The organism is Streptomyces sp. NPDC043854, assembly GCF_056436005.1.
Map to the genome: position 1 here is coordinate 34,278 of NZ_JBWKDK010000039.1, position 14,908 is coordinate 49,185.

The 14,908-nt window shown below is 74.9% G+C and carries 13 protein-coding genes; 8 read left to right on the plus strand and 5 right to left on the minus strand.

Annotated features, from left to right (window positions below):
- Nucleotides 1-108: 108 nt before the first annotated feature.
- The 3 genes from AC068A_RS28195 to AC068A_RS28205 all read right to left on the minus strand — a co-directional run bounded on the left by AC068A_RS28195 (nucleotide 109) and on the right by AC068A_RS28205 (nucleotide 3,045).
- Nucleotides 109-1,074, minus strand: coding sequence for an N-acetylmuramoyl-L-alanine amidase (locus AC068A_RS28195; protein ID WP_478589063.1), 966 nt, complete (start codon nucleotides 1,072-1,074; stop codon nucleotides 109-111).
- Nucleotides 1,075-1,223: 149 nt separating this feature from the next.
- On the minus strand, nucleotides 1,224-1,871 hold the full coding sequence (locus AC068A_RS28200; RefSeq protein WP_478589064.1) for a class I SAM-dependent methyltransferase: 648 nt from the start codon (nucleotides 1,869-1,871) through the stop codon (nucleotides 1,224-1,226).
- A gap of 85 nt (nucleotides 1,872-1,956) precedes the next feature.
- Entirely contained in the window at nucleotides 1,957-3,045 is a 1,089-nt protein-coding gene (locus AC068A_RS28205) for a polyprenyl synthetase family protein (protein WP_478589093.1), read from the minus strand.
- A gap of 255 nt (nucleotides 3,046-3,300) precedes the next feature.
- Here AC068A_RS28205 and AC068A_RS28210 point away from each other — a divergent pair, with 255 nt between their 5' ends.
- Both AC068A_RS28210 and AC068A_RS28215 read left to right on the plus strand, forming a co-directional pair.
- On the plus strand, nucleotides 3,301-5,511 hold the full coding sequence (locus AC068A_RS28210; protein WP_478589065.1) for an acyl-CoA dehydrogenase family protein: 2,211 nt from the start codon (nucleotides 3,301-3,303) through the stop codon (nucleotides 5,509-5,511).
- 24 nt (nucleotides 5,512-5,535) lie between these two features.
- Nucleotides 5,536-6,729 (plus strand): thiolase C-terminal domain-containing protein, encoded by a 1,194-nt coding sequence (locus AC068A_RS28215; RefSeq protein ID WP_478589066.1) that lies wholly within the window; start codon nucleotides 5,536-5,538, stop codon nucleotides 6,727-6,729.
- A gap of 111 nt (nucleotides 6,730-6,840) precedes the next feature.
- Here the strand turns inward: AC068A_RS28215 and AC068A_RS28220 are convergent, their stop codons facing one another.
- The gene (locus AC068A_RS28220; protein WP_478589094.1) at nucleotides 6,841-7,203 is read right to left on the minus strand and encodes a response regulator; all 363 of its coding nucleotides are present in this window, start codon (nucleotides 7,201-7,203) and stop codon (nucleotides 6,841-6,843) included.
- A 294-nt stretch (nucleotides 7,204-7,497) separates the two neighbouring features.
- Here AC068A_RS28220 and AC068A_RS28225 point away from each other — a divergent pair, with 294 nt between their 5' ends.
- From AC068A_RS28225 to AC068A_RS28235, 3 genes are all read left to right on the plus strand, one after another.
- Entirely contained in the window at nucleotides 7,498-8,352 is an 855-nt protein-coding gene (locus tag AC068A_RS28225) for a MaoC/PaaZ C-terminal domain-containing protein (RefSeq protein ID WP_478589095.1), read from the plus strand.
- A 124-nt stretch (nucleotides 8,353-8,476) separates the two neighbouring features.
- Nucleotides 8,477-9,574 (plus strand): Zn-dependent alcohol dehydrogenase, encoded by a 1,098-nt coding sequence (locus tag AC068A_RS28230; protein ID WP_478589067.1) that lies wholly within the window; start codon nucleotides 8,477-8,479, stop codon nucleotides 9,572-9,574.
- Complete coding sequence (locus tag AC068A_RS28235; RefSeq protein ID WP_478589068.1) at nucleotides 9,571-10,512, plus strand: 3-oxoacyl-ACP reductase; 942 nt, start codon at nucleotides 9,571-9,573, stop codon at nucleotides 10,510-10,512. Before AC068A_RS28230 ends, AC068A_RS28235 begins: the two co-directional genes overlap by 4 nt.
- A gap of 47 nt (nucleotides 10,513-10,559) precedes the next feature.
- Here the strand turns inward: AC068A_RS28235 and AC068A_RS28240 are convergent, their stop codons facing one another.
- Nucleotides 10,560-11,672, minus strand: a complete 1,113-nt coding sequence (locus tag AC068A_RS28240; protein WP_478589069.1) for a hypothetical protein — start codon at nucleotides 11,670-11,672, stop codon at nucleotides 10,560-10,562.
- A gap of 254 nt (nucleotides 11,673-11,926) precedes the next feature.
- Here AC068A_RS28240 and AC068A_RS28245 point away from each other — a divergent pair, with 254 nt between their 5' ends.
- Genes AC068A_RS28245 through AC068A_RS28255 form a run of 3 tightly spaced genes read left to right on the plus strand, consistent with a single transcriptional unit; the run spans nucleotide 11,927 to nucleotide 14,798 of the window.
- A complete protein-coding gene (locus AC068A_RS28245) occupies nucleotides 11,927-12,784 on the plus strand; it encodes a Nif3-like dinuclear metal center hexameric protein (protein WP_478589070.1) in 858 nt (285 codons plus the stop codon).
- On the plus strand, nucleotides 12,781-13,524 hold the full coding sequence (locus AC068A_RS28250) for a zinc ribbon domain-containing protein (protein ID WP_478589096.1): 744 nt from the start codon (nucleotides 12,781-12,783) through the stop codon (nucleotides 13,522-13,524). Before AC068A_RS28245 ends, AC068A_RS28250 begins: the two co-directional genes overlap by 4 nt.
- On the plus strand, nucleotides 13,524-14,798 hold the full coding sequence (locus AC068A_RS28255) for a bifunctional RNase H/acid phosphatase (RefSeq protein ID WP_478589071.1): 1,275 nt from the start codon (nucleotides 13,524-13,526) through the stop codon (nucleotides 14,796-14,798). Before AC068A_RS28250 ends, AC068A_RS28255 begins: the two co-directional genes overlap by 1 nt.
- Nucleotides 14,799-14,908 lie beyond the last annotated feature (110 nt).

The following is a 14,908-nucleotide window of genomic DNA, read 5'->3' on the forward strand; positions in this document are numbered from 1 at the left end:
TCTCGTGGTGCCGCGGTCGCGCATCCAGGAGCGGGGGGCGGGCTGGACCATGGTACGGAGGTTTCCCGCAACCGAGAGGATCGGGTCGGGCGGGGCGTCCTGTGGGGACTACCCGCCCAGGAAGCCGACGATGCCGTCCGCGATGCCCTGGGCGGCCTTCTGCCGCCACTCCGGACTGGTCAGCAGCGCCGCGTCCTTGCTGTCACGCATGTTGCCGCACTCGATGAACACCTTGGGCCGCGTGGACAGGTTGAGGCCGCCGAGGTCGTCGCGGACGACCAACCCGGTACCGCCGCCGAGGTAGTTGGCGGGCGCCGAGCCGGTGGTCCGGGCGAAGTTCCCGGCGATCCGCTCGCCGAGGGCGCGGGAGGGGCCGACGATGTCCGCGGTGTCCGCGGCGCCGCGCCTGACCTTGGCCGGGAGGATGACGTGGTAGCCGCGGCTGCCCTCGGAGACGCCGTCCGCGTGGAGGGAGACCACGGCGTCGGCCTTCGCCTCGTTGCCGATGCGGGCGCGTTCGTCGATGCAGGGGCCCCACGGGCGGTCGCCGTCGTGCGTGAACACCACCTTCAGGCCCTCGGCTTGGAGGGCGGTGCGCAGCCGGTGGGCCACGTCGAGGGTGAACTCGGCTTCCATGTAGCCGGAGTTGGTGGTGGTGCCGGTGGTGTCGCACTCCTTGGTGTTGGTGCCGATGTCCACCTTCTCGTTGATCTCGCTGGTGTGCTTGAAGTTGCCGGTGTTGTGTCCGGGGTCGATGACGACGGTCTTGCCGGCGAGGGCGTTCTCGGCGGCGGTGCCGGGCGTCGTGGCGGGTGAGGTGGAGAGGGCGGGCGATGCCGGCGGGGTGAGCGAGGCGTTCGTGGCGTCGGCCGCCGGCATCACGATCCGGGGCGGCCGCGCGTCGTCGGCCCCGGCCCCGGTGGTCACCTGGACCAGGACCCAGCCGGCCAGGGTGGTCGGGGCGAGGACGGCCGCAGCGACGGCCAGGGCGGAGCGGCGCGCGAACCGGCGCCGGTCCGGGCTGTCCGAGGAGGCGGACTCGGGGGGCGGGGGGCTGTCGTCGTCGTAGCGCACGGCGCGAGCCTAGACCCGGGGGCCGCCGGGAGGCGGGCACTGGGCCATCCGAGGGCGCGGTGCGATAGTCGTCACATATGCCCGGATGGGCGGTCCGTCCGGGCCCCGCCCTCGGCCCCGCCGTCCGGACCGCCGCTGTGCCCGGGGCGTCACAGGCCCGGGCCGGTCCGGCGCAGGACGCGCAGGGAGTCGGTCACCGAGACCTCCTCGAAGGCACCGGAGGCCATGGCGCGCAGGTAGATCCGGTACGGGGCCTGGCCGCCGTCGGCCGGGTCCGGAAACACGTCGTGGATGACGAGGGTGCCGCCCTCGGCGAGGTGCGGGACCCAGCCCTCGTAGTCGCCCGTGGCGTGCTCGTCGGTGTGGCCGCCGTCGATGAAGACGAAGCCGAGCTTGCCGCCCCAGACCGCGGCGACCTGCGGGGAGCGGCCCACGATCGCGATGACGTGCTCCTCCAGCCCGGCCCGGTGCAGGGTGCGGCGGAAGGCGGGCAGGGTGTCCATCAGGCCGACCTCGGGGTCCACGACGGACGGGTCGTGGTACTCCCAGCCGGGCTGCTGCTCCTCGCTGCCCCGGTGGTGGTCGACGGTGATCGCGCTCACCCCAGCCTCGCGGGCCGCGCCGGCCAGCAGGATCGTCGAGCGCCCGCAGTACGTTCCGACCTCCAGCAGCGGCAGCCCCAGGGTCGCCGCGGCGGCCGCCGCCTCGTACAGGGCGAGTCCCTCGCGTACGGGCATGAACCCCTTGGCGGCCTCGAAGGCGGCGAGGGTCTCCGGCTTGGGGGTGGCGGGGGCCATGGGTTCCTCCTGAGCTGCGCGTGAGCGGCCCATGCTGCCCTACCGCCCGGTAGGGCGCCACGCCCGGGTCGGCCGGCGGGTACGGCTAGACCGGCTGCACCGAGGCGGTACGGGCCGCCACGGGCTCCGGATCCGGCTCCCGGACCGGGGCGGGCCGCAGCAGCATGGCGGCGGCGTGGTCCACGAGATGCCGTAGGGCCGCCAGGTACCGCTCGTCCCCGCCCAGTACGCCGAGGATGCGATGGGCGTCGGCCCGGAAGGCCTCCAGGTCCGCGCGGTAGCGGTGGAGCAGGGCCGGGGAGAGCAGAATCCGGGCGAGTTCCGCACGCGCGGGAAGGGAATTCCGGGCGGCGGCGGTGCACAGGGCGAGGATGTGTTCCCGGCCGCCGGTGCCGCGGGAATCCTCCAGGGCGCAGGACAGCAAGTACGTGGCCGTCCCGTTGAGGAGGTCCTCATTGCGGCCGGAGAGTATGTCCTCCTGGTCGTTGAATATTTGCCAGAGTATGCCGAAGGCGTATCCGAACTCGCGCCAGAGTCCCACTCTCTCGCCGTCGGACCCGGCCAATATCGCCGCCATGGCCGTGATCATCGAGAAGGGTCCGCCGGATTTACCGCGGTAGCCCGCGATGACGGACTGCGGGGTCGCGCGGGCGGGGTCGGAGCCGATGTCGGTCAGCTGGCCCTCGGTGCCCACGGCCCAGCCGGTTGCGATCTCGGCCGTGAGCAGGCCGTGCACGGCCGCCGGCACCGGCAGCGACTGGACGATCCGCAGCGGCAGGACGGTGCCGCTGAGGACGGAGGCCAGCAGGCCTTCGTTGCGGTCGATGCCCGGGGGTGGGGCGGGGGCGGGATGTTGCGCGGGTTGTGGCGCGGCGTGCGGGGGGCGGGTGTCGGCCAGGTCGTCGAGATAGCAGGCCGAGGTCCACCACAGCACGTGCAGGGCGGCCAGCGGGACGGCGGGGGCCGGATTTCCCGTCTCGATTCCGTGCACGAGCATCGGGAGAACGGAGAGCGGATGCCTCAGCTTTTGATGGCGCAGGAGTTTGGTGACGGCGCTCTTGGCCGCGCTCCTGGCCGTTCCCGCTCCGGACGCGGGGACGAGTCCTGCGATGGCGGCCTGTATTTCCGCTTCGATGTCCAGTGATACCTGGCGGTGCAGATCCGCGTACGTCATGGAATTCACGGGTGATTTCCGTCCTGGAGTTGACTGATAGGGGTGGCGTGAACGCCCAGATTCGATCATTCGGGGCGGAGGTCAGCTAGAGCGTTTTTCGGCCATGGCCGATTCGTGGCGCATCCCGCGCGGGCCCGCATTCCGGCCTTCCGTCGGAATGGAACGTGTTCTACTCTGCCCGCGATCAGGGACCGCCGGGCGCCCGCGCCCGGGCCGGCGCCGACCGGCGGACGTGGAGAGGCGGCAGGGATCCGCATGGGCATCGCCATCACGCAGGAGCAGCGGGACCTCGCCGAAGCCGTACGCGGCTGGGCGGCCCGCACCGTGCCGCCCGAGGAGGTCCGCACACTCCTCGACCGCCCGCCCCGCACCGGGGTCCGGCCCGCCTGGTGGGACGCGCTCGCCGCCTCCGGGCTGCTCGCTCCCCACCTGGACGGCGGCACCCTCCTCGACCTCGCCGTCGCGGTCGAGGAAGCCGCCCGGGCCGCGCTGCCCGGGCCGTACCTGCCCGGCGCCCTGGCCTCCGTCCTGCTCCAGCGGGCCGGAGCGGCCGAACTCGCCGGCGCGCTGGCCGACGGCACCCGGATCGGGGCCGTCGCCCTCGGACCCGGCAGCGTGACCGCCGCCCCCGCCCCCGGCGGCGGGCACCTGCTCGACGGGCTCGCGCCGCCCGTGCTCGGCGCCGGGGAGGCCGACCTGGTGCTGCTCGCCGCCGCACCCGCCGCACCCGCCGACGGCACGGCCGGCGCCACCGCCGGGAGCACCGCCGCCGGCGCCTCCGGCGGCATCTCCTGGTACGCCGTGGACGCCGCCGCGCTGGAGATCCGTACGCACGCCGCCGCCGACCCGACCCGGCCCACCGCCGAGGTGCGGGCGCGCGCCGTCCCCGTCCCGCCCGGCCGCCGGCTGGCCCTGGACGGGGAACTGGTCCGGGACCTCTCCTGCGCCCTGTTCGCCGCCGACGCCTGCGGCACCGCCGCCTGGGCCCTGCACACGGCCACCGCGTACGCGAAGGTCCGGGTGCAGTTCGGCCGGCCCATCGGGCAGTTCCAAGCGGTCAAGCACCTGTGCGCCGACATGCTGGTCCGCCTGGAGCAGGCCCGGGCCCTGGCCTGGGACGCCGCCCGGTCCGCGGACGGGCCCGCCGGGCCGCGCTCCCTGGCGGCCGCGCTCGCCGCCGGGACCGCGCTGGACGCCGCCTACTCGTGCGCCAAGGACTGCATCCAGGTGCTCGGCGGGATCGGCTTCACCTGGGAGCACGACGCGCACATCCACCTGCGGCGGGCCCTCGTCGCCCGGCAGCTCCTCGGCCCCGGCGACGAGCACCGCCTGCGGGCCGTCCGGCTGGCGTCCGCCGGGGTCCGGCGCGAGCTCAGGCTGGAGCTCCCGGAGCAAGCCGAGGCGTACCGGCCCGCCGCCCGCCGCGCCGCCGAGGCGGCGCGGGGCCAGGACCCGGCCGCGGCCCGCCGCACCCTGGCGCCCACCGGCTACGCGGCCCCGCACCTGCCGCCCCCGTACGGGCGCGGCGCCGGGCCCGTCGAACAGCTCGTCGTCCAGCAGGAGCTGGCCCGGGCCGGGGTGCGGCTCGCCGACCTCGGGATCGCCACCTGGGTCGTGCCCTCGCTGCTCGCCTACGGGACCCCCGCGCAGCAGGAGCGGTACCTGCTGCCCGCGCTGCGCGGGGACACCGCCTGGTGCCAGCTCTTCTCCGAACCGGGCGCGGGCTCGGACCTGGCCGGGCTGCGGACCAGGGCCGAGCGGTCGGAAGAGGACGGCTCCTGGAGGATCAACGGACAGAAGGTGTGGACGAGTTCCGCGCACAGCGCCGACTTCGGGATCCTGCTGGCCCGCACCGACCCGGACGCCCCCAAGCACCGGGGGCTCGGCTACTTCGTCGTCGACATGCGCCACACCCCCGGCATCGACGTGCGCCCGCTGCGGGAGATCACCGGCGAGGCCCTGTTCAACGAGGTCTGGTTCGACGACGCCGTCCTGCCCGCGGACGCCCTGGTCGGGGCACCCGGCGACGGCTGGAAGGTCGCCCGCAACACCCTCGGCAACGAGCGCGTCCACATGGCCGACCAACTGGCCTTCGCCTCCGGCGTCGAAGCCCTCCTCGACCGGGCCGCCGGACTCGGCGAGGCCCACCGCGCCCGCATCGGCGCCCTCGCGGCCGAGGCGCACGCCCTCGCCTGCATGGGGCTGCGCACCACGCTCCGGCAGGTGTCCGGGCTGGAGCCGGGCGCGGGCGCCTCCGTACGCAAGCTCGTGCAGACCCCGCACCAGCAGCGGACCGCGGAGCTCGCCCTCGAACTGCTGGGCCCGGCGGGAGCCGTACGGGAGGGGGCGGGGGAGCGGGCGGTGCACGGGCTGCTGATGTCCCGCTGCCTGACCATCGCCGGCGGCACCACGCAGGTCCAGCTCAACGTCGTCGCCGAGCGGATCCTCGGCCTGCCCAGGGATTGAAGGGACTCGAAGGAGTTGAGGGGCGTGAAGTCGTACATCGTGGGTGTCGGCATGACGCGGTTCGCGAAGCCGGAATCGCGGGACTGGCAGTACTGGGACATGGCGAAGGAGGCGGGCGGGGCGGCGCTCGCGGACGCGGGCATCGGCTACGAACTGGTCGAGCAGGTGCCGGTGGGCCACTGCTTCCAGGCCTCCACGGCCGGCCAGCGGGCCGCGTACGGGCTGGGGCTGACCGGGGTCCCCGTCTACAACGTGAACAACAACTGCGCGACGGGCGCCACCGCGCTGATGATGGCCCGGCAGTTCGTGGCGGGCGGCCTCGCCGACTGCGTGCTCGCGCTCGGCTTCGAGAAGATGAAGAAGGGCGCCCTGGGCGGCGGGTCCGACGGCGGCGACTTCGCCGCCTCCCCGGTGGCCCGCCACTACGGGATCATGGCCGCCCGGCACGGCTTCGCGATGTCACCGCCCACCGCCCAGATGTTCGGCAACGCCGCACGCGAGCACATGGAGCGGTACGGGACCACGCCGGCGCAGCTCGCGGCGGTCGCGGCGAAGAACCACCGGCACTCGGCGAACAATCCGAACGCCCAGTTCCAGGACGTGTACACGGTCGAGCAGGTCCTCGCCGCGAAGCCGATCCACCCGCCGCTGACCCGGCTCCAGTGCTCGCCGACCTCCGACGGGGCCGCGGCGGCGGTGGTCGTCTCGGAGCGGTTCCTCGTACGGCACGGGCTGCACGCCAGGGCGGTGGAGATCGCCGGCCAGGCGATGGCGACGGACACCCCGGACTCCTTCGCCTCCGGCTCCTGCATCGACGTCGTCGGCAGGCCGATGAGCACGGCCGCGGCCCGGCAGGCGTACGCGGCCTCCGGCCTCGGCATCGAGGACGTCGACGTGATCGAGCTGCACGACTGCTTCTCCGTCAACGAGCTCCTGACGTACGAGGCGCTCGGCATGTGCGCGGCCGGCGCGTCCGGCAGGCTCGTCGAGTCCGGGGCGACCACGTACGGCGGCCGGTGGGTGGTCAACCCGTCCGGCGGCCTGATCTCCAAGGGCCACCCGCTGGGCGCGACGGGCCTCGCGCAGGCCGCGGAACTGGTCTGGCAGCTGCGCGGCGAGGCCGGCCCCCGCCAGGTCGGCGGGGCGCGGGTGGGCCTGGCCCACAACATCGGCCTGGGCGGGGCGGCGGTGGTGACGCTCCTGCGCCGTGACGCCTGAGCGCTCCGCGGGAAGTGCGGGACACAACCTGCGGGCCGTCTGTGGCTGGTCGCGCAGTTCCCCGCGCCCCTGACGGGGCACGGCACCCCCACCGGACTTCCCCGTGTCCGCTCAGGAGCCGGTGCGCAGGGCCGGGTCCACCACCGTCTCGCCCTGCGCCGCCCGGCGGATCGCGTCCGCCAGGTCCTCCGGCGGTCCGTCCCGCAGGACCAGGCCGGAGGCGCCGGAGGCGAGGACCGCGTCCAGCAGGCCGGGGTGGGCGGAGCCGGTGGTGACGAGGACGCGGCACTCCGGGTCGTCCGCCATCACCTCGGCGACCGCCGGCACGTCGTCCACCACGGCCACCGCCGGGCGCTCCATCGGGGAGGACACCATCTCGATGTCCGGCTGGAGCCCCAGCAGGACCGCGAGGGCCGGGTCCGGCGGCCAGAGGAGGACCCGCAGGGAGCGGGAGGGGCGGTGCGAGCGGGGCATTTCGTCCACCCGGTCAGGGTAGGGGCGGGGCGGCCGGAAATCGGGCAGGACGCTTCACCCGAAGGGATCTGACGTGATGTCAGGAGCCTTCACAAGTGCTGGGGCGTGCGTTATACATTCCCTCACCGGTTTCTGGAACGCGTTCTAGAACGCCCGGGCCGGGCGGTCGCCCCGAAGCCCTCCGGAGTGTTCGAGCGTCCGCGCGTCCCGGACCGGTCCGCACGCGACCTCGGCGCGGCCGACGGTGCGGACGACCGCGCCGAGGTCTTCCACGGACAAGGGAGCAGCACCCTCATGCCGATCGATGCCGCCAGGGCCCTGGCCGCCGAACCCCGCCTCGGGGACATCGCCTGGGACCACAAGGACATCCAGCTCTACCACCTCGGCCTCGGGGCCGGAACCCCGGCCACCGACCCGGACGAGCTGCGCTACACCCTGGAGTCCAGGCTGCACGTCCTGCCCAGTTTCGCGACCGTCGCCGGCGCCGGCATGGCCATGCTGGGCGGCCTCGCCGCGCCGGGGATCGACGTGAACCTCGCCGCCGTCCTGCACGGCGGCCACTCCATCGAGCTGCACCGGCCCATCCCGGTCACGGGGCGGGCCAGGTCCAGCAGCAAGGTCGCCGCCGTGTACGACAAGGGCAAGGCCGCGGTCGTCGTCCTGCGCTCCGAGGTCGCCGACGCCGACGGCCCGCTGTGGACCAGCGACGCGCAGATTTTCGTCCGCGGCGAGGGCGGCTTCGGCGGTGACCGCGGGCCCTCCGCCCGCGCCGAGACCCCCGAGCGGGAGCCCGACCGGATCGAGGAGCGCCTCATCCGCGAGGAGCAGGCGCTGCTGTACCGGCTCTCGGGCGACTGGAACCCGCTGCACGCCGACCCCGAGTTCGCCAAGACGGCCGGCTTCGACCGGCCCATCCTGCACGGCCTGTGCTCGTACGGGATGACCCTCAAGGCGGTCGTCGACACCCTCCTCGGCGGGGACGTGTCCCGGGTCCGCGCCTACCGCACCCGCTTCGCCGGGATCGTCTTCCCCGGGGAGACCCTGCGGATCCGGATGTGGCAGGAGCCGGGCCGGGTCCGGGCCGAGGTGGGCGCCGTGGAGCGGGGCGGCGCGCCGGTCCTCGCCGACACGGTCGTCGAGCACGCCTGACCGCCGGGGCAACGCCCGGCCCCGAGCCTGCGAAGCCCGGAGCCGCAAGCCGTGAAGCCCGAAGCCCATGCCCGCGAAGCCCCATGCCCGCGAAGCCCGAAGCCCGAAGCCAAGGAGCCGCACCGTGCGCGCAGCGCTGCAGAGCGAGACAGGCCAGGACAAGCTGGAAGTCGTCGACGACATGGAGGCCGCGGGCTTCGGCCCCGGGAAGGTCCGCATCCGGATCAGGGCCACGGGCCTGTGCCACTCCGACCTCTCCGCGATGAGCGGCGTCCTGCCGCAGCCCGCCCCCTTCATCCCCGGCCACGAGGGCTCCGGCGAGATCGTCGACGTCGGCGACGGCGTCACCACCCACGCCGTCGGCGACCGGGTCCTGGTGTGCTGGCTGCCGCCGTGCGGGCACTGCCCGGCCTGCAACCGCGGCCAGGGGCACCTGTGCCTGGAGGCCTTCGGGAACGCCGCCACCCCCAACTTCCGCCGCCTGGGCGGCGGGGACGTCTTCGGCTTCGCCGGCACCGGCACCTTCGCCGAGGAGATGGTCGTCCCGGCCGCCTGCGCCGTGAAGATCCCCGACGACCTGCCGTACGACATCGCCGCCCTGATCGGCTGCGGCGTCACGACCGGGCTCGGCGCGGCCATCAACACCGCCAAGGTGGAGGCCGGCTCCTCGGTCGCGGTCATCGGCTGCGGCGGCGTCGGCATCTCCGTCGTCCAGGGTGCCAGGGTGCAGGGCGCGGCGCAGATCGTCGCCGTCGACCCGGTGGAGTCGCGGCGCGAGGCGGCACTGCGCTTCGGGGCGACCGAGGCCGTCGCGCCGGAGGCCTTCGCCGACGCCCGGCACCGGATCACGTCCGGCGAGGGCTTCGACTACGTCTTCGAGGTCGTCGGCAGGTCCGCCACCGTGCAGACGGCGTACGAGATGACCCGGCGCGGCGGCTCGGTCGTCGTGGTCGGCGCCGGCGCCCTCGACGACACCTACTCGATCAACATGTTCTCGCTGTTCTTCGACGAGAAGAAGATCCTGCCGTCGATGTACGGGGGCGGGGACGTGCTGCGGTCGTACGAGCGGACCATCGCCCTGTGGCGGGCCGGGCGGGTGGACCTGGCGGGCCTGATCACGCACCGGGTGCCGCTCGCCGAGATCAACGGCGCCCTGGACCAGATGCGCACCGGGGTCGCCCTGCGCACCTGCATCGACATCCGAGAGGAGCCCCGCGCATGACGCTCCCACTGGAGGGACTGTCCGCCGTCGTCACCGGCGCCGGCCGCGGGCTCGGCCGGGCCGAGGCGGTCGAGCTGGCCCGGCTCGGCGCGAGCGTGGTCGTCAACGACTTCGGCCGGCCCGGCCGCGACGGCTCCGGCGAGGACTCCGCCGGGCCGGCGCAGGAGGTGGCCGAGGAGATCCGGGCCGCGGGCGGGCAGGCGGTCGCGCACCTCGGCGACGTCGCCGACTTCGGGCAGGCCCGCGGGCTCGTCGAGCTGGCGGTGAGCAGCTTCGGCAAGCTCGACATCCTGGTCAACAACGCGGGCATCCTGCGCGACCGGATGGTGTTCTCGATGTCGGAGGACGAATGGGACTCGGTGATCCGGGTCCACCTCAAGGGCCACTTCAACACCACCCGCTTCGCCGCCGTGCACTGGCGCGAGCGGTCGAAGGCGGCGGGCGGCCCGGTCCACGGCCGGATCGTCAACACCTCCTCCGAGGCCTTCCTCGGCGGCTCGGCCGGGCAGCCGAACTACGCGGCGGCCAAGGGCGGCATCGTGGGCCTGACCACCTCGACCGCGCTGGCCCTGGCGAAGTACGGGGTGACGGCCAACGCCATCTGCCCGCGCGCCCGTACCCGGATGACGCAGGACGTCTTCGCCGGCTTCCGGGAGCCGGAGGACGGCGGGCTCGACCCGCTGGCCCCCGAGCACGTCTCCCCGCTGGTCGGCTACCTGGCCTCGCCGGCCGCGGCCGGGGTCAACGGGCAGCTGTTCGTCGTGCACGGCGGGATGGTGGCCGTGATGGAACGCCCCAAGGTGGCGGCGAAGTTCGACACCGCCAAGGAGGCCTTCTCGTACGAGGAGCTGGACGCCCTCCTCACCCCGCACTACGCGGCGCGCCCGGCGAACGAGACCTTCGCCGCGGCCGAGGTGCTGGGCCTGGCGCGCGGCTGAGCGGCCGAGGGCCGCCCGCCCCGGCCCGCGGGCGGCCCCCTCCGGGGTCAGACCCGTGCGGGCTGCGGGAGGGGCGCCTGCTGGTGCGGTACCTGCTGGAGGGGGGCCTGCTGGAGCGGCACGGGGCGGGGAGCGGGGACGGGCGGCGGGTCGAGCCGGACCGGCGGCAGCGGCGCCACCGGCATGGTCAGCCCGGCGATCCCGCACGGCACCTCCGGGGTGGAGTACGGCAGGTGCAGCCGGCCCTCGGGGCTCCACAGCCCGGTGCCCAGCCAGCCGACGGGCGCGGGCAGGCGGAAGACGCGCCGGTCGGCGGGCCGCCACAGGCTCAGCGCGCCGTCCTCCGTGCGGAGCGCGACCGCGCAGGTCTCCGGCATCAGGGCCTGGCCCGGCTGGACCGCGAACGGGACCGCCGCCTCGCCGCGCAGGCAGTCCGGAAACCGGACCGGCAGCGAACTGCCCAGGACGCCCCAGCCCAGGCGGGGCGTGCCGGGGGCGTCCGAGCGGATCAGCAGCAGCCCGCTGTCGGGGTCGGCCAGCAGCAGCCGGTCGTTGCTGCCGTCCGCGATCTGCAGCAGCGGGGAGGCCGCCCCGCCGCCGGCCAGGTCCACCGCGACGGCCTTGACGATGCCGTCCAGCTCCCGGTCCAGGGCCAGCATCCGGCCGCCGCGGTCCAGCCAGACGCCGCCCGTGCACCGGCCCGGGATCCTGGCGGCCTGCCCGAAGGGGCCGCCGGCCACCCGCCAGACGGCGGTCTCGGTGCCCGAGGCGGCCAGGGCGAAGGCACTCCGCCCGTCCGGGGACGGGGGCAGCAGGGACACCCGTACGCCCTCCCCGACGGGCTCCACCGAGCCCAGCGGGAGCTCCCCGGTCCGCGGCCCGGCCCCGGCGCTGCCGGTCGGGTAGAGCAGGGCGAAGGCGTGCCGCCGGGCGACCCGCCGGTGGATCAGCACCCGCCCGTCGGCCAGCGGCAGGACCTCGCTGTCCGCCTCCTCGGGCTGGGCCAGCGGCAGGGGCACCGCGTACGGCTCCGGGCCCGCGAGGGTCCAGCGCTCCGGGTAGCGCGCCTCGCCGGTGCCGGCCAGCCGGGCAGCGTACGACCCGTCTGCGGCGATGGTGAACGGGGCCGCCGTCGTGATCTCGATGGCACAGACAGTCATCCGTGCGTCACCTCCGGTGAGGAAGCTAGTTTTCGCATTTCCACGCGAACAACGCGACCCCCGGTGCTTCACACGTACGGGTGGCCGCCCGGCGGTTCTGCCGTGGGGGAGGCGGAGCGTGTGCCTGCGCATGGGCCCGCGGTTGTACCCGTGCTGGCGGGGCGGGCCGGTGCGCGGGCGGGAGCGGGGCCGGCCAGGGCCGTGGCAGGGCCGGGGCGACTCCCGCCCTCCCGCACGGACGGTAGCCTTGGCCTGTGCCACGTCTCTCTGAAGTCATCGCCGCGCTGGACGCTCTCTGGCCCCCCTCGCGGGCCGAGGAGTGGGACGCGGTCGGAACCGTCTGCGGTGACCCTGATGCCGAGGTCACCCGGGTCCTGTTCGCCGTCGACCCCGTGCAGGAGGTCGTCGACGAGGCGGTGAAGCTGGGCGCCGACCTGCTCGTCACCCACCACCCCCTCTACCTGCGCGGCACCACCACGGTGTCGGCCGGCACCTTCAAGGGCCGCGCCGTGCACACGCTCATCAAGAACGACATCGCGCTGCACGTCGCCCACACCAACGCCGACACCGCCGACCCGGGCGTCTCCGACGCCCTCGCCGGCGCCCTCGACCTGCGCGTCACCGGCCCGCTCGTGCCCGACCCGACCGACCCCGAGGGCCGCCGCGGCCTCGGCCGCATCTGCGAACTGGACCGCCCCGAGACGCTGCGCGAGTTCGCTGCCCGCGCCGCCGCCCGGCTGCCGCGGACGGCACAGGGCATCCGCGTGGCCGGCGACCCGGACATGACGATCCGTCGGGTCGCCGTCTCCGGCGGTTCCGGCGACAGCCTGTTCGCGCAGGTCCGGGACGCCGGCGTGGACGCCTTCGTCACCGCCGACCTGCGCCACCACCCGGCCTCCGAGGCCCGCGAGCAGAGCCCGCTCGCCCTCGTCGACGCCGCCCACTGGGCCACCGAGTGGCCCTGGTGCGAGCAGGCCGCGGCCGAGCTCGACGCCGTCTCGGAGCGCCACGGCTGGGGCCTGCGCACCCACGTCTCGCGCACCGTCACCGATCCCTGGACGGCGCACGCGCCGTCCGCCGACTCCCCGACTACCCCTGGAGCCCCCAACTGAACGCCGAGCCCGCCGACCAGATCCGACTCCTCGACGTCCAGGCGCTGGACGTGCGGCTGTCCCAGATCGCCCACAAGCGCTCGTCGCTGCCCGAGCACGCCGAGGTCGACTCCCTGACCAAGGACCTGAGCCAGCAGCGCGACCTGCTCGTGGCGGCGCAGACGCAGGCGAGCGACGCCGCCCGCGAACAGACCAAGGCGGAGCAGGACGTCGACCAGGTCCGCCAGCGCGCGGCCCGCGACCAGCAGCGCCTGGACTCCGGCGTCGGCATGTCGGCCCGCGACCTGTCGAACCTCCAGAGCGAGGTCGTCTCCCTCGCCAAGCGCCAGGCCGACCTCGAGGACATCGTCCTCGAGGTGATGGAGCGTCTGGAGGCCGCCCAGGAGCGGGTCACCGAGAACACCGAGCGCGTCTCCGCCCTCGAGGCCAAGCTGGCCGACGCCACCGCCCGCCGCGACGCGGCCACCGGCGAGCTCGACGCCGAGACCGCGAAGGCCACCAAGGACCGCGAGGTCGTCGTCGCGTCCATGCCCGCCGACCTGATGGCCCTGTACGAGAAGATCCGCCTGAAGCAGGGCGGCGTCGGTGCGGCCCGCCTCTACCAGCGCCGCTGCGAGGGCTGCCGCCTGGAGCTCGACATGTCCGAGGTCAACGAGATCAAGGCCGCGGCCCCCAACCAGGTGGTCCGGCACGACTCCTGCGGCCGCATCCTGGTCCGTACGGCCGACTCGGGCATCTGATGCCGCGGCTGGTCGTGGAGGCGGACGGCGGCTCCCGGGGCAACCCGGGGCCCGCCGGCTACGGCGCGGTCGTCCTCGACCCGGCCACGGGCGAGACGCTGGCGGAACGCGCCGAGTACATCGGCATCGCCACGAACAACGTGGCGGAGTACAAGGGACTCATCGCCGGCCTCACGGCCGCCCGCGCACTGGACCCCGACGCGCAGGTCGAGGTCCGGATGGACTCCAAGCTCGTCATCGAGCAGATGTCGGGCCGCTGGAAGATCAAGCACCCGGACATGAAGCCGCTCGCGGCGGAGGCGGCCCGGATCCTGCCCCGCGCGCAGGTCGCGTACGAGTGGATCCCGCGCGAGCAGAACAAGCACGCGGACCGGCTCGCCAACGAGGCGATGGACGCCGGCCGGCAGGGCCGGCAGTGGGAGCCGTCGGCCTCCACCGCCGCCCTGGACACCTCCGCCGCCCGCGCCCTCGCCACCCCGCCGCCGTCCGGCCCGCCCGGGGACGCGACGGCCGGCGCCGCGGCGGTCCGCGCGGCACTCGCCGCCACGACCACGGTCCCCGTCCCGGCCCCGGGCAGCGTCCCGTCCCCGGCCGCGCAACCGTCCGCGGGACCGTCCAAGGGCGGAGCCCAGGGCTGGGGCCCGGACATGGGCCCGCCGGCCACGTTCGTCCTGCTCCGCCACGGCGAGACCGCCCTCACCCCGCAGAAGCGCTTCTCGGGCAGCGGCGGCGGCGACCCCGAGCTCTCCCCGGCCGGCCGCCGCCAGGCCCACGCCGTGGCCGAGGCGCTGGCCGCGCGCGGCACCGTCCAGACCGTCATCAGCTCCCCGCTGCGCCGCTGCCGCGAGACCGCGCAGACCGTGGCCGACCGGCTCGGCCTCGACGTGACCGTCGAACCGGGCCTGCGCGAGGTGGACTTCGGCGCGTGGGAGGGCCTGACCTTCGCCGAGGTGCAGGAGCGCTTCCCCGAGGACCTCCAGGCCTGGCTGGACTCCCCGAAGGCCGCCCCGACCGGCGGCGGCGAGAGCTTCGCGGCCGCCACCCGCCGGATCTCGGCCGCCCGCGACCGGCTGCTGGCCGCACACGCGGGCCGCACGGTGCTGCTGGTCACCCACGTGACCCCGGTGAAGATCCTCGTCCGGCTGGCCCTCGGCGCCCCGCCGGAGTCCCTGTTCCGGATGGAGCTCTCCGCGGCCTCCCTCACGGCGATCGCGTACTACGCCGACGGCAACGCCTCGGTGCGCCTCCTGAACGACACGTCCCACCTGCGGTGACCTGACACGACACCGCGGAATCGGGGGGGGGGGGGGGGGGGAGGGGGGGGGGGGGGGGGGAAGGAGGGGGGGGAAAAAAAAGGAGCGCCGGCGGAGGGGGGGGGCGTTGT